Annotated in this window: 12 protein-coding genes; 11 read left to right on the top strand and 1 reads right to left on the bottom strand. The window is 59.0% G+C overall.

Features of this window, described 5'->3' with window-relative positions; all coding sequences use genetic code 11:
• Positions 1–184: 184 nt before the first annotated feature.
• The 6 genes from murJ (at position 185) to ispH (ending at position 7,668) form a co-directional block, all read left to right on the top strand.
• Positions 185–1,723, top strand: a complete 1,539-nt coding sequence (gene murJ, locus ACIOU6_RS17145; protein ID WP_401138121.1) for a murein biosynthesis integral membrane protein MurJ — start codon at positions 185–187, stop codon at positions 1,721–1,723.
• Positions 1,724–1,852: 129 nt separating this feature from the next.
• Positions 1,853–2,791 carry a bifunctional riboflavin kinase/FAD synthetase gene (gene ribF / locus ACIOU6_RS17140; protein WP_221730100.1) on the top strand — a complete coding sequence of 313 codons (939 nt, stop codon included), beginning with the start codon at positions 1,853–1,855 and terminating at the stop codon, positions 2,789–2,791.
• Positions 2,792–2,804: 13 nt separating this feature from the next.
• Positions 2,805–5,636 carry an isoleucine--tRNA ligase gene (gene ileS, locus ACIOU6_RS17135; protein WP_401138118.1) on the top strand — a complete coding sequence of 944 codons (2,832 nt, stop codon included), beginning with the start codon at positions 2,805–2,807 and terminating at the stop codon, positions 5,634–5,636.
• Entirely contained in the window at positions 5,629–6,141 is a 513-nt protein-coding gene (gene lspA / locus ACIOU6_RS17130) for a signal peptidase II (protein ID WP_221730098.1), read from the top strand. The genes ileS and lspA overlap by 8 nt, the downstream gene beginning before the upstream one ends.
• Before the next feature lie 7 nt (positions 6,142–6,148).
• On the top strand, positions 6,149–6,586 hold the full coding sequence (gene fkpB, locus ACIOU6_RS17125; protein WP_221730276.1) for an FKBP-type peptidyl-prolyl cis-trans isomerase: 438 nt from the start codon (positions 6,149–6,151) through the stop codon (positions 6,584–6,586).
• A 137-nt stretch (positions 6,587–6,723) separates the two neighbouring features.
• A complete protein-coding gene (ispH, locus tag ACIOU6_RS17120) occupies positions 6,724–7,668 on the top strand; it encodes a 4-hydroxy-3-methylbut-2-enyl diphosphate reductase (protein WP_221730097.1) in 945 nt (314 codons plus the stop codon).
• Here ispH and ACIOU6_RS17115 read toward each other — a convergent pair.
• Positions 7,640–8,194 (bottom strand): GspH/FimT family pseudopilin, encoded by a 555-nt coding sequence (locus ACIOU6_RS17115; protein WP_401138113.1) that lies wholly within the window; start codon positions 8,192–8,194, stop codon positions 7,640–7,642. The genes ispH and ACIOU6_RS17115 overlap by 29 nt on opposite strands.
• Positions 8,195–8,324: 130 nt before the next feature.
• Between ACIOU6_RS17115 and ACIOU6_RS17110 the strand changes: the two genes are divergently transcribed.
• Genes ACIOU6_RS17110 through ACIOU6_RS17090 form a run of 5 tightly spaced genes read left to right on the top strand, consistent with a single transcriptional unit; the run spans position 8,325 to position 13,512 of the window.
• Positions 8,325–8,798 (top strand): GspH/FimT family pseudopilin, encoded by a 474-nt coding sequence (locus tag ACIOU6_RS17110; protein ID WP_221730095.1) that lies wholly within the window; start codon positions 8,325–8,327, stop codon positions 8,796–8,798.
• Entirely contained in the window at positions 8,795–9,244 is a 450-nt protein-coding gene (gene pilV / locus ACIOU6_RS17105; RefSeq protein ID WP_221730094.1) for a type IV pilus modification protein PilV, read from the top strand. The genes ACIOU6_RS17110 and pilV overlap by 4 nt, the downstream gene beginning before the upstream one ends.
• The gene (locus ACIOU6_RS17100; protein ID WP_401138107.1) at positions 9,241–9,954 is read left to right on the top strand and encodes a PilW family protein; all 714 of its coding nucleotides are present in this window, start codon (positions 9,241–9,243) and stop codon (positions 9,952–9,954) included. The genes pilV and ACIOU6_RS17100 overlap by 4 nt, the downstream gene beginning before the upstream one ends.
• A gap of 11 nt (positions 9,955–9,965) precedes the next feature.
• Positions 9,966–10,445 carry a PilX N-terminal domain-containing pilus assembly protein gene (locus ACIOU6_RS17095; RefSeq protein WP_401138105.1) on the top strand — a complete coding sequence of 160 codons (480 nt, stop codon included), beginning with the start codon at positions 9,966–9,968 and terminating at the stop codon, positions 10,443–10,445.
• A complete protein-coding gene (locus tag ACIOU6_RS17090) occupies positions 10,432–13,512 on the top strand; it encodes a pilus assembly protein (RefSeq protein ID WP_401138102.1) in 3,081 nt (1,026 codons plus the stop codon). The genes ACIOU6_RS17095 and ACIOU6_RS17090 overlap by 14 nt, the downstream gene beginning before the upstream one ends.
• The last annotated feature ends 10 nt before the right edge of the window (positions 13,513–13,522 follow it).

Here is a 13,522-nt window from a genome sequence, read left to right as displayed (position 1 = left end):
AGATGTCTTGTCAAGGGCGCTTGAAACGTTCCGCTAAGTGGTAGGTATAAAGAGGCGGGATATTTATTTCCGGCGCTTGACCTGTAAACTCGCGAGCTTTGGCTCTGTGCTGTTGCGGCGCAGAGTATCGCACAAGTAGGCGCATTGTTCGCCTGCTGTTTATCGACAGGCACAAATTCCCTCAATGAATCTGCTCAAATCGTTGGCCGCCGTCAGCTCTATCACGATGCTTTCGCGGGTTCTCGGGTTCGTCCGTGACACGCTCATCGCCCGAATATTCGGGGCCGGGATGGCGACGGACGCCTTCTTTATTGCCTTCAAACTGCCTAATCTGCTTCGGCGAATCTTCGCGGAGGGTGCGTTCTCTCAGGCTTTTGTGCCGATTCTGGCGGAATACAAAAGCCAGAAGGGCGAGGAGGCGACGCGTACCTTTATTGCTTACGTGTCGGGGTTGCTGACCTTGGTGCTGGCGCTGGTAACGGCGCTGGGCATGATCGCCGCGCCGTGGGTGATCTGGGCTACGGCTCCCGGTTTTACCGATACGCCGGAAAAATTCCAGCTGACCTCCGACCTTTTGCGGGTGACCTTTCCTTACATATTGCTGATCTCCCTGTCCTCGCTGGCCGGTGCGATCCTCAATACCTGGAACCGTTTCTCGGTGCCGGCGTTCGTACCGACCCTGCTCAACGTCAGCATGATCGTGTTTGCACTGTTCCTGACGCCATACTTCGATCCGCCGGTCATGGCCTTGGGCTGGGCGGTGCTGGCGGGCGGTCTGGCGCAGTTGCTTTATCAACTGCCGCACCTGAAGAAGATCGGCATGTTGGTCCTGCCGCGCCTGAATCTGCGCGATACCGGCGTCTGGCGAGTGATGAAGCAGATGCTGCCGGCGATCCTGGGGGTGTCGGTCAGTCAGATTTCGCTGATTATCAACACCATCTTCGCCTCGTTCCTGGTCGCAGGTTCGGTGTCTTGGATGTATTACGCTGACCGTTTGATGGAGTTGCCGTCCGGCGTGCTGGGTGTGGCGTTGGGTACCATTCTGCTGCCGACCTTGGCCAAAACCTACGCCAGCAAGGATCGCCACGAATATTCGCGGATTCTCGACTGGGGGCTTCGTCTGTGCTTTGTACTGGTGCTGCCGTGCTCGCTGGCACTGGGGATTCTCGCCGAGCCGTTGACCGTTTCGTTGTTCCAGTACGGCCAGTTCAGTGGCTTTGATGCTGAAATGACCCAGCGCGCGTTGATTGCCTATTCGGTGGGTCTGCTCGGGATTATCGTGATCAAAGTGCTGGCGCCGGGCTTTTATGCGCAACAGAACATTCGTACGCCGGTAAAAATCGCAATTTTCACGCTGATCGTCACGCAACTGTTCAACCTTGTGTTGATTGGTCCGTTGGCTCACGCTGGCCTGGCGTTGGCGATCAGTGCTGGCGCCTGTCTGAACGCCGGGTTGTTGTTCTATCAACTGCGTAAACAGCAGATGTACCAGCCGCAGCCAGGTTGGGCCAAGTTCGGCTTCAAACTGGTGGTGGCGGTGGCGGTGATGTCGGCGGTGTTGTTGGTCGGCATGCATTTCATGCCAGCCTGGGATCAGGGGCACATGCTTGAACGCTTCCTGCGTCTGGGCGTTTTGGTGGCGGCGGGCGTGGTCGCGTATTTCGGTATGTTGCTGCTGCTCGGTTTCCGTCTGCGTGACTTCAATCGCAAGGCCTTGAGCTGAGGTTTTACTCTTTATGAACGGGCGTGTGCCGACAGTTTTGTCGGCTCGATCACTTTGCGTTACGGTGTTGCCTGTCGTCTGCCGCCGGGTGTGGTTATAATCGACCACTTTATGAGCAAGAAGCGCGTTATGCAGCTGGTTCGAGGCCTCCACAACTTGCGCCCCCAGCATCGGGGCTGCGTCGCCACTATTGGCAACTTTGACGGTGTTCACCGTGGTCACCAGGCTATCCTGGCCCGACTGCGTGAGCGTGCGCTCGAGTTGGGCGTACCCAGCTGCGTGGTGATTTTCGAGCCGCAGCCACGGGAATTCTTTGCACCCGAGACCGCACCGGCGCGTCTTGCCCGGTTGCGCGACAAGCTGCAACTGCTGGCGGCCGAAGGCGTTGACCGGGTCTTGTGTCTGGCCTTCAACCAGCGTCTGAGCAAGCTCAGCGCCAGTGAGTTCGTCGACACCATTCTGGTAGACGGCCTCGGCGTGCAGCATCTGGAGGTCGGTGACGACTTCCGCTTCGGCTGCGACCGCCTCGGTGATTTCGATTTCCTGTTGCAGGCCGGGCAGGTCCACGGTTTTAGCGTCGAAGCTGCACAAACCGTCGAGCTGGACGGCATTCGCGTCAGCAGCACTCAGGTGCGCAACGCCTTGGCCGCCGCCGATTTTGCCCTGGCCGAACGCTTGCTCGGCCGCCCGTACCGCATAGTCGGTCGCGTGCTGCATGGCCAGAAGCTGGCCCGGCAACTGGGGACGCCCACTGCCAATATTCAACTCAAACGTCGTCGCGTGCCGTTCACTGGGGTGTATCTGGTGAATGTGGATATCGACGGCAAGACCTGGCCCGGCGTCGCCAATATCGGCGTGCGGCCCACAGTGCAAGGCGACGGCAAGGCTCACCTTGAAGTCCATCTTTTAGATTTTGCCGGCGATCTGTATGACCGGCGTTTGACGGTGGTTTTCCACCAAAAGCTGCGTGAAGAGCAGCGATTTGCCTCTCTGGAGGCGCTGAAAACGGCGATCAATGCGGATGTCGCCACCGCCCGTGCACTAGCCGCACCTAGCGCCCATCGCTAATGAAGAGCCTTAAATGACCGACTATAAAGCCACGCTAAACCTTCCGGACACCGCCTTCCCAATGAAGGCCGGCCTGCCACAGCGCGAACCGCAGATCCTGCAGCGCTGGGACAGTATTGGCCTGTACGGAAAGTTGCGCGAGATTGGCAAGGATCGTCCGAAGTTCGTTCTGCATGACGGCCCTCCGTATGCCAACGGCACGATCCACATCGGTCACGCACTGAACAAAATTCTCAAGGACATGATCATCCGCTCGAAAACCCTGTCGGGTTTCGACGCGCCGTATGTTCCGGGTTGGGACTGCCACGGCCTGCCGATCGAGCACAAGGTTGAAGTGACCCACGGCAAGAACCTGGGCGCGGACAAGACCCGCGAACTTTGCCGTGCCTACGCCACCGAGCAGATTGAAGGGCAGAAGACCGAGTTCATCCGCCTCGGTGTGTTGGGTGACTTCGCCAACCCATACAAAACGATGGACTTCAAGAACGAGGCCGGTGAAATTCGTGCCCTCGCCGAAATCGTCAAGGGCGGTTTCGTGTTCAAGGGCCTCAAGCCTGTGAACTGGTGCTTCGATTGCGGCTCGGCGCTGGCTGAAGCCGAAGTCGAGTACGAAAACAAGAAGTCCTCGACCATCGACGTTGCCTTCCCGATCGCTGACGAAGCCAAACTGGCTGCCGCGTTTGGTTTGCCGTCGCTGAGCAAACCAGCCTCGATCGTGATCTGGACCACCACCCCGTGGACCATCCCGGCCAACCAGGCGCTGAACGTTCACCCGGAATTCAACTACGCCCTGGTCGATGTCGGCGACAAGCTGCTGGTGCTGGCTGAAGAGCTGGTTGAAGCCTGCCTGGCTCGCTACGGCGTTGAAGGTTCGGTCCTCGCCACCACTACCGGCAAAGAGCTGGAGCTGATCAACTTCCGTCACCCGTTCTACGACCGTCTGTCGCCGGTATATCTGGCCGACTACGTCGAACTGGGCGCTGGCACCGGCGTGGTTCACTCCGCTCCGGCCTACGGCGTGGACGACTTCGTGACCTGCAAGAAGTACGGCATGGTCAACGACGACATCCTCAATCCCGTGCAGAGCAACGGTGTGTACGTGCCTTCGCTGGAATTCTTCGGCGGCCAGTTCATCTGGAAGGCCAACCCGGCCATCGTCGAGAAGCTGACCGAAGTCGGTGCGCTGATGCACACCACCGTCATCGAGCACAGCTACATGCACTGCTGGCGCCACAAGACTCCATTGATCTACCGCGCCACCGCGCAGTGGTTCATCGGCATGGACAAAGAGCCGGTCAGCGGCGATACCCTGCGTGTGCGCTCGCTCAAAGCCATCGAAGACACCCAGTTCGTTCCGGCCTGGGGCCAGGCGCGTCTGCACTCGATGATCGCCAACCGCCCGGACTGGTGCATCTCCCGTCAGCGCAACTGGGGCGTGCCGATCCCGTTCTTCCTGAACAAGGAAAGCGGCGAGCTGCACCCACGCACCGTTGAACTGATGGAAGAAGTCGCCAAGCGTGTTGAAGTCGAAGGCATCGAAGCCTGGTTCAAGATGGACGCTGCCGAACTGCTCGGTGACGAAGCGCCGCTGTACGACAAAATCAGCGACACCCTCGACGTCTGGTTCGATTCGGGTACCACTCATTGGCACGTACTGCGCGGTTCGCACCCAATGGGGCACGAAACCGGCCCGCGTGCCGACCTGTACCTGGAAGGTTCGGACCAGCACCGCGGCTGGTTCCACTCGTCGTTGCTGACCGGTTGCGCCATTGACAACCACGCGCCGTACCGCGAGCTGCTGACCCACGGCTTCACCGTCGACGAGTCCGGCCGCAAAATGTCCAAGTCGTTGGGCAACGTGATTGCGCCGCAGAAAGTCAACGACACCTTGGGCGCCGACATCATGCGTCTGTGGGTGGCTTCGACCGACTACTCCGGCGAGATGGCCGTGTCCGAGCAGATCCTGCAGCGCAGCGCGGACGCCTACCGGCGTATCCGTAACACCGCACGCTTCCTGCTCTCGAACCTGACCGGTTTCAACCCGGCCACCGACCTGCTGCCGGCTGAAGAGATGCTGGCACTGGATCGCTGGGCGGTGGATCGCACTCTGCTGCTGCAACGCGAGTTGCAAGAGCACTACGGTGAGTACCGTTTCTGGAACGTCTACTCCAAGATCCACAACTTCTGCGTGCAGGAGCTGGGGGGGGTCTACCTCGACATCATCAAGGATCGTCAGTACACCACTGGCGCCAACAGCAAGGCCCGCCGTTCGGCGCAAACCGCGCTGTTCCACATCTCCGAAGCGCTGGTGCGCTGGATCGCGCCGATCCTGGCGTTCACCGCCGACGAGCTGTGGCAATACCTGCCGGGCGAGCGTAACGAATCGGTCATGCTCAACACCTGGTACGAAGGTCTGACCGAGCTGCCGGAAGGCTTCGAGCTGGGTCGCGAGTACTGGGATCGCATCATGGAAGTGAAGGTTGCGGTCAACAAAGAAATGGAAATCCAGCGCGCGGCAAAAGCCGTCGGTGGCAACCTGCAAGCCGAAGTGACGCTGTTCGCCGAAGACGCCTTGAGCGCCGATCTGGCCAAGCTGAGCAACGAACTGCGCTTTGTCCTGATCACTTCGACCGCCGGCGTTGCACCGTTTGTACAGGCTCCGGCCGACGCGGTAGCGACCGAAGTCAGTGGTTTGAAATTGAAGATCGTCAAATCGGCCTTCGCCAAGTGCGCCCGTTGCTGGCACTGCCGCGAAGACGTCGGCGTGAACCCGGAGCATCCGGAAATCTGCGGTCGTTGTGTTGATAACATCAGCGGCGTTGGCGAGGTTCGTCACTATGCCTAATGCCGTTGGCCGTTTCGGACGGTTGAGCTGGCTCTGGTTGAGTTTGCTGGTTCTGGTCATTGACCAGGCCAGCAAGTTCTACTTCGAAAACAAGCTCGAAATGTTCCAGCAGATCGTGATCATTCCCGATTATTTCAGCTGGACCCTGGCTTACAACACTGGTGCAGCCTTCAGCTTTCTCGCTGACGGCTCCGGCTGGCAGCGCTGGCTGTTCGCCCTGATCGCGATCGTGGTCAGCGCGGTGCTGGTGGTCTGGCTCAAGCGTCTGGGCCGCAACGAAACCTGGCTGGCCATCGCTTTGGCGCTGGTGCTGGGTGGTGCCCTGGGCAACCTGTACGACCGCATTGCCCTGGGCCATGTGATCGACTTCATTCTGGTGCACTGGCAGAACCGCTGGTACTTCCCGGCGTTCAACTTCGCCGACAGCGCCATCTCCGTTGGTGCGGTGATGCTGGCACTGGATATGTTCAAAACCAAGAAAACCGGAGAAACCGTTCATGACTGAACAGGTATTGGCTGAGCAACGCATCGGCCAGAACACGGAAGTCACCTTGCATTTTGCATTGCGCCTGGAGAACGGCGACACGGTCGACAGCACCTTCGATAAGGCCCCAGCGACTTTCAAGGTCGGCGACGGCAACCTGCTGCCGGGTTTCGAAGCGGCATTATTCGGTTTCAAGGCTGGCGACAAGCGTACGCTGAGCGTTGAGCCGGAGAACGCTTTTGGTCAACCGAACCCGCAGAACGTGCAGGTTATCCCGCGTTCGCAGTTTGCTGATATGGAGTTGTCGCCGGGTTTGCTGGTGATCTTCAACGATGCAGCCAATACTGAGCTGCCGGGTGTGGTGAAAGAGTTCGACGATGCGCAAGTGACCATCGACTTCAATCACCCGCTGGCGGGCAAGACGCTGGCCTTTGACGTGGAAATCATCAGCGTCAAAGCGCTGTAAAAATGTGGGAGCGGGCTTGCTCGCGAAAGCGGTGTGTCAGACAACTTATAGGTTGAATGTCAGTCAGCATTTGCGAGCAAGCCCGCTCCCTCAGTAGTTATTCACTGTTTTTTCGCGCGCAAGACACGAGGCACAGCATGCAAATCAAACTCGCCAACCCCCGTGGCTTCTGCGCCGGCGTGGACCGGGCGATAGAAATCGTCAACCGCGCCCTGGAAGTCTTCGGGCCGCCGATCTACGTGCGTCATGAAGTTGTGCACAACAAGTTCGTCGTCGAGGATTTGCGCAGCCGGGGCGCCATTTTCGTCGAAGAACTGGATCAGGTACCGGACGACGTCATCGTGATCTTCAGTGCCCACGGGGTTTCGCAAGCCGTGCGTACCGAAGCCGCTGGCCGTGGCTTGAAAGTATTCGACGCCACCTGTCCATTGGTCACCAAGGTGCATATCGAAGTCGCCAAATACAGCCGCGACGGTCGCGAATGCATCCTCATCGGCCACGCCGGTCACCCGGAAGTTGAAGGCACCATGGGCCAGTACGATGCCAGCAATGGCGGTGCAATCTACCTCGTCGAAGACGAGAAAGACGTGGCCGAATTGCAGGTACATGACCCGGAAAAACTGGCATTCGTCACCCAGACCACGCTGTCGATGGACGACACCAGCCGCGTTATCGATGCTTTGCGCACGCGTTTCCCGGCCATAGGTGGCCCGCGCAAGGACGACATCTGCTATGCCACGCAAAACCGACAAGACGCGGTCAAGCAACTGGCCGACGAATGCGACGTGGTCTTGGTGGTCGGCAGCCCGAACAGCTCCAACTCCAACCGCCTGCGTGAACTGGCCGAACGCATGTCCACTCCGGCCTACCTGATCGACGGTGCCGAAGACCTGCAAAAGAGCTGGTTCGATGGCGTCGAACGCATTGGCATCACCGCCGGTGCTTCCGCGCCGGAAGTGCTGGTGCGTGGCGTGATCCAACAGTTGCAGGCCTGGGGCGCTACCGGTGCCGATGAGCTGGCCGGCCGCGAAGAGAACATCACGTTCTCGATGCCTAAAGAGCTGCGCGTACGTTCGATTTAAGCGTTTTTGCTTTTTGACACAACGCCTGTTCAGCGTTTTTGCTGCTCAGGCGCACTCGACCGGTCGCCGCCAGCACCACTTGGCGCTGGCTGACCGGCTCACGAGTCGAACAGATGTGTAATGTCCCAGCCTGAAAGGCCCGCCCGGGCATCAGCGGTTGCCCCAGGCTGCTGAAGCGCACATAACGGCTCACCAACCAGTTGCCGACAATCGGCACCTTCGCGTCACTCGCACGCTCCACCAGCAGCGGATTGCTGCTGTCCTCCGGCCCCTTGCCGCTGATATCCAGAATGATCCGCCAGCCCTGACTCCAGTCGCCATTGATGCCATGGATTACCACGCTTTGATTGCGCGTGATCGCCATTGTGCGGGCATTGCGGATGCCGTCGAGCAGCGACTGTGCGGCCTGATCTCGATGGTTTGACTCCCTGAGCGTGGCAAATGCCGGGGTGACCAGCAGCAGAACAATTGCGCCAATCGCCAGTCCCATAAGCAGTTCAATCAGGCTGAAGCCTCGTTGCGGCATGAAAATTCCCTCCATGGCGTGTGATGTGCGGGGCGATCCGTGCGCCGCACAGGGCAAATCAACCGACACAGGACGGTTGAATGTTCTAGCGTGTAGAAGCAGGTATAGCTGACGGCAACGGAGGGCAACGATGGATCTTCGTACAAAAGGTTTCACGCTGATCGAGTTGCTGGTTGCGGTCGCGATATTCGTAACCCTGATCACTTTGGCGGTGCCTGCGTTCACCCGTTCGATACAGGGCAGCAGGGCCGATACCGAAATGGGCGACCTGCAACGAGCGATCAATTTCGCACGACTGGAAGCGATTGATCGGGGCGTGACGACGCGGCTGCGGCCGACGGCTGGGGGCAATGCCTGGACCGGCGAACTGTCGGTCTACGACAGTACTGGCACTTCGGCCAATGTGTTGCGGGTTGTTCCAGCCATGAGCAGCGGCGCAACTCTGGCGCTAACCTCTGGGGTGACCGCACTGGACTTCAACAATCTCGGCGGTCTGGCCGCGCCATCGACGGCGGTGGTCTTCAGTTACACCTTGGGAACGCAAAGCAGGACGCTGAATGTGTGTTTGAACGGACGAATTCAATTGGGTGGAAGTTGCGGATGAGGGCAGGGAGTAAAAACGCACAGGAGGGCATGACGCTGATCGAAGTGCTGGTCGCGTTGTTGATTCTTACGGTCGGGCTGTTGGGGGCGGCGGCCGTGCAACTCAATGCCCTGAAGTACACCGACAGCTCGCGCATGACCAGTCAGGCCAGTTTCATTGCCTACGACATGATGGACCGTATCCGCGCCAATTCCGGCGCCGACTACACCGTCACGCCACCGACGTCGGGCAACCTTGGCGTCGCCCGCGATCAGGATCTCTACGATTTCACCTCCAACATCGTCGGTTTCGGCGGGCCGACGGCGACCGGCAGCATCACGCTCAACCAGCGGGTTTACACCATCACCATCACCTGGAGTGACGCGCGGGCAGCCAACACGGCCAGCGCTCAGCGCAGTTTCGTGCTGACCAGTCGCGCTGCGGTCGATCCGGTGGCCACGCCATGAAGCGTCACAACCGCGGTTTTGGCCTGATCGAGATGCTGGTCGCTCTGGCACTGGGGCTGATTGTGGTGTTGGGCGTGGTTCAGACTTTCATCGCCGCGAAGAATACCTACGTCAGCCAGAACAGTGCCGCCGCCATACAGGAGGATGCGCGTTTCGTGTTGAGCAAAATGATTCAGGAAATCCGTATGGTCGGGATGTTTGGCTGCCTTGGCACGATCACTGATGCCAGCACGTCAGGGGATTTCAGTGCGGCGCAGATCACGCCGATCAGTTGGGACAACGCGAACCTGAAACTGACGCTGGTCACGGCCGACATCGGCGGCAGCGGCGGCACACCGACCTGGACAGTGCTCTCCGATTGCCGCAACAGCGCAACGGCTTACACCGGTTTGCGAAGCCCGGCGACCGGGCAGATCGCTTTCCCGATTCGCCGTCTGCTCTACAGTTTCAGCAACAATCAGATTCTGATGGGCACCGGCAGCGGGACACCTGCTCAGCAAGTGTTGGTGAATAACGTCAGCGCTTTCAACGTGACTTTCGGTCTGGCCAGTTCAGCCACCGATGTGGCGGCTTCGACTTACAGTACCAACCCCGGTGATCCAGCACGGATCCGCAGTGTGCGCTTGAGCCTGACCCTCAACGACCCGAGCAAACGGGTGGCCGATCAAACCTTCAACGTGGTTGCGGCTGTCCGCAACCGCTTGCAGTGAGGGCTGCTCCTATGAGGATTTCTTTCCATCAACGTCAGGCGCAACGCGGCATGGTGCTGCTGGTCAGCCTGGTGTTTCTGTTGTTGCTGACGATGATCGGCCTTTCGTCGATGCAAAGCGCCACCCTTCAGGAAAAAATGGCGGGTAGTGTGAGCCTGCGCAATCAATCGTTCCAGACCGCTGAAGCAGCGTTGCGGGTGGGTGAGAGTGCGGTGCAACTCGATACCTATACGCTGGCAGTGTGCAGCGGCACGACACAATGTGCGCCGCCGGCAGAGTCATCGGTGGTCAGTGCGGCGGGGTTCAATTCGACATCGGGCGTGACCTGGATCACCGCCGGTAACGGCTTCTATGGCGTGCAGAACATCGGCACGACGCTGACCGCCGTCAACGTGCCGAGCAACACCTCGGCAACGCTTTATCGGGTGACCGCGGTCGGCATTGCTGGCACTTCGCGCAGTGTGGTGGAGAGTGTCTATGCGAAGTATTAAGCGCTGCGCATCGCTGCTGTTCGGCATGCTGCTGGGTTTCTATTTGGCAACACCGGTCTATGCGTTCACACCATCCGACTCGCCGCTGTTGAGCGCTGCAGCAGTAGCGCCGAATGTGATGCTGCTTATCGACGACTCGGGGAGCATGAACAGCATCATTTATGCGCCGGGATTCGATCCTGCCGTTGACCGCACACCGGCACGACAGTGCAACGGTTTTTTCGGGTTGTGCTTCAGTTCGACGGAGATCAGCGGTAACACGGTATTTTTGTCGAGCCTTTCGACATCCGGTTGCTCCGGCGGAGCGTATGCGTTTTACAACAACAGTCTGACGCCGCTTTGCCTGAAATTGCCGGATCCGGTGGGTGGTGGCAACACCCGATACTCAGCGGACTACATTTCCTACGTGGTCGGCCTGGCCAACGGCAGTAACCGTGACTTCACCACCGGAGCGATTCCCAACGACTACCGGATCAATGTCGCGCGCAACGTATCGACAGCTCTGGTGACCAGCAATCGCACATTGCGCATTGGCCTGTCGACGTTCAATCCGGTCACCAGCAACAATTCAGGTAATGGCGGTTACATCGCCCGTACCATCAGTGATCTGTCACCGGTGACCGGCAGCGTTACCCAGGCCCAGGCCGACAGCAACTACAACGCTCTGATCTCCTCGATCAACGGACTGAGCGCTGTGGCGAACACGCCACTGGCGGAAACCTATTACGAAGTCAGCCGCTACATGCGCGGTATGACGCCTTACTACAACAATGCGCCGAGCACCTACACCAGCCCGATCCACTATCGCTGCCAAAAAAATTACGGAGTGGTGATCACTGACGGTTTGCCGACATTCGACCGTACCTTCCCGACCAACGATCCGTTAGGCGGCAGCCGTTTACCGAACTGGGATGGCGTCAACAATGACGGCAATAACCTCAATGGCGACGACGAGGGGGACACACTCTATCTGGATGACATCGCCAAATTCGCTTTTGACATCGACATGCGTTCAACCGGTACGGACGCGGCGGGCAAGAGCTGGAACGCAGTGGATTTTCCCAAACAGAACATGAACACCTACACCGTGGGGTTCACCGCTGACAACGAGATGCTCTCGGACGCGGCGAGTTACGGACAGGGGAGGTACTATCAAGCGACTGACAGCACTGGGCTGAACGCGGCATTGTCGTCGGCGCTCAGCGATATCACGTCCAAGGCCGGCTCCGGCGGCAGCGGTGTCACCAGCGGCACCACACTCGCCAGCGGCACCAGCTATTTCCAGACCAGCTACGACCCCAAGGATTGGCGCGGGACGATCAAGTCCTTTGGCTTCACAGCGGCCGGGGCGGTGAACACGTCGGCGACACTCTGGACCACTGACACGACCATCGTGCCGGGGACTACGGCGCCGACTTACCAATCCTGGAACACATCCAGCAACGCCGCTGTAACGCTGTCCTACGGTAACTTTTCCGCCACACAGCAGACGACACTCAGTCAGGGCCTGCCCACCGGCATGACGGGTAACGATCTGGTGGAGTGGAGCAAAGGGACCAACAAAGCCGGGTTCAAGGTTCGCAGTGTGTTGCTGGGTGACATCATCAACTCGCCACTGGTGCTGGCGTCGCCAACGGATAAAACTGCCTCCGATCTGTCTGGCGACACCACCTATACCTCCTACTTGAACACCAAAGCGTCGAATATGAACACCAGCCTTGTGGTGAATGCCAACGACGGCTTCGTCAATGTCATCAACTCGGCCAACGGCACTCGGCGATACGCCTATATGCCATCCAGTGTCTTGCCCTCGCTTCGCCTGATTGCCGATCCGACCTACATCAACGGTGTCAGCCACAAGTTTCTGGTCGACGGTCAGGTCGGCGTGTATGACGCCCAACTCAACAGCGCCTGGAAAACCCTGGCCATCGGCGGCACTGGTGCCGGTGGCAAAACGTTCTATGCGCTGCAACTGTTCGACGCGTCTGCGGGCAACGTTTTGCGCGCTCTGTGGGAAGTCAGCGCACCGGCCACCGCCAGCACCGCCAACGCTTTTAATGATCTGGGTTACGCCTATGCCCGCCCGGAAGTGGCACGCTTGGCCGATGGGCGCTGGGCGGCGTTCATTGCCAACGGTTATGGCAGCAACTCCGGGGTGGCCGCCTTGTATGTACTGGATGTGCGTGATGGATCGTTGATCAGGAAAATCGTGATCGACAGTACTGAAACCACTAACGGTCTATCCTCGGTGAAACTCAAGGTCAACTCGTCCAATGTGGTGCAGGCTGCCTATGGCGGTGACTTGAAAGGGCGCTTGTGGAAGTTCGATTTGAGCGCGACGTCGACCAGCAGTTGGGGCGTAGCATTTTCCGGCAAACCGTTGTTCACCACGGCAGGTGGATTGACTCAGCCGATTACCGCGCAACCGCTGCTGGCAGACAACGCGCTGGGCGGCAAACAGATATTCGTCGGCACCGGCAAGTTCAACGAAACTGCTGACAAGACCAACAAGGATTTACAGGCGTTCTACTCGGTGTGGGATGCCGATGGCGGCTCGGGGCAACTCACCGTCAGCAGTTTGCGGGCGCAGGCCGTCACGGGCGTATTCTCCGGCAGTTCCGGGCAATTCATTACCACCACCCAGAACGACACGACTTATCCGGGGGAGAAAGGCTGGTATCTGCCATTGGTGTATAACAACGCGCTGACCGGTGAGCGGGTGATCAATCAGGCCAGCCTGGTGCTCGGTCGGATCATCTTCACCACGGCGAGCGTCGATACCACCGATCCCTGTGCCAGTTTCGGCACTGGCAAACTGGTCGAACTCGATGCGTTCAGCGGTAAGATGCTCAACTACGCGGTGCTCGATACCAACGCCGATGGCGTGGTCGACAGCAATGACACGATTTCCAGTGGCGTTGTGTTTACCGGCGGCATCCCGACCCTGAATGCCATCGTCAACGGTGCAACGCGCAAGATCGTGAGTGACTCCAGTGGTGGCGTGACTACCCTGGTGGAAAAATCCGGCGGCGGCAGCCGTCGTATCATGTGGCGACAAATACAGTAAGTGAGAGCTT

The organism is Pseudomonas sp. NPDC087615 (assembly GCF_044743445.1).
GTDB classification, from domain to species: Bacteria; Pseudomonadota; Gammaproteobacteria; order Pseudomonadales; family Pseudomonadaceae; genus Aquipseudomonas; species Aquipseudomonas baetica_A.
Note: the sequence above shows the minus strand (reverse complement) of the source record. Positions and strands in the feature narration are given on the sequence as shown.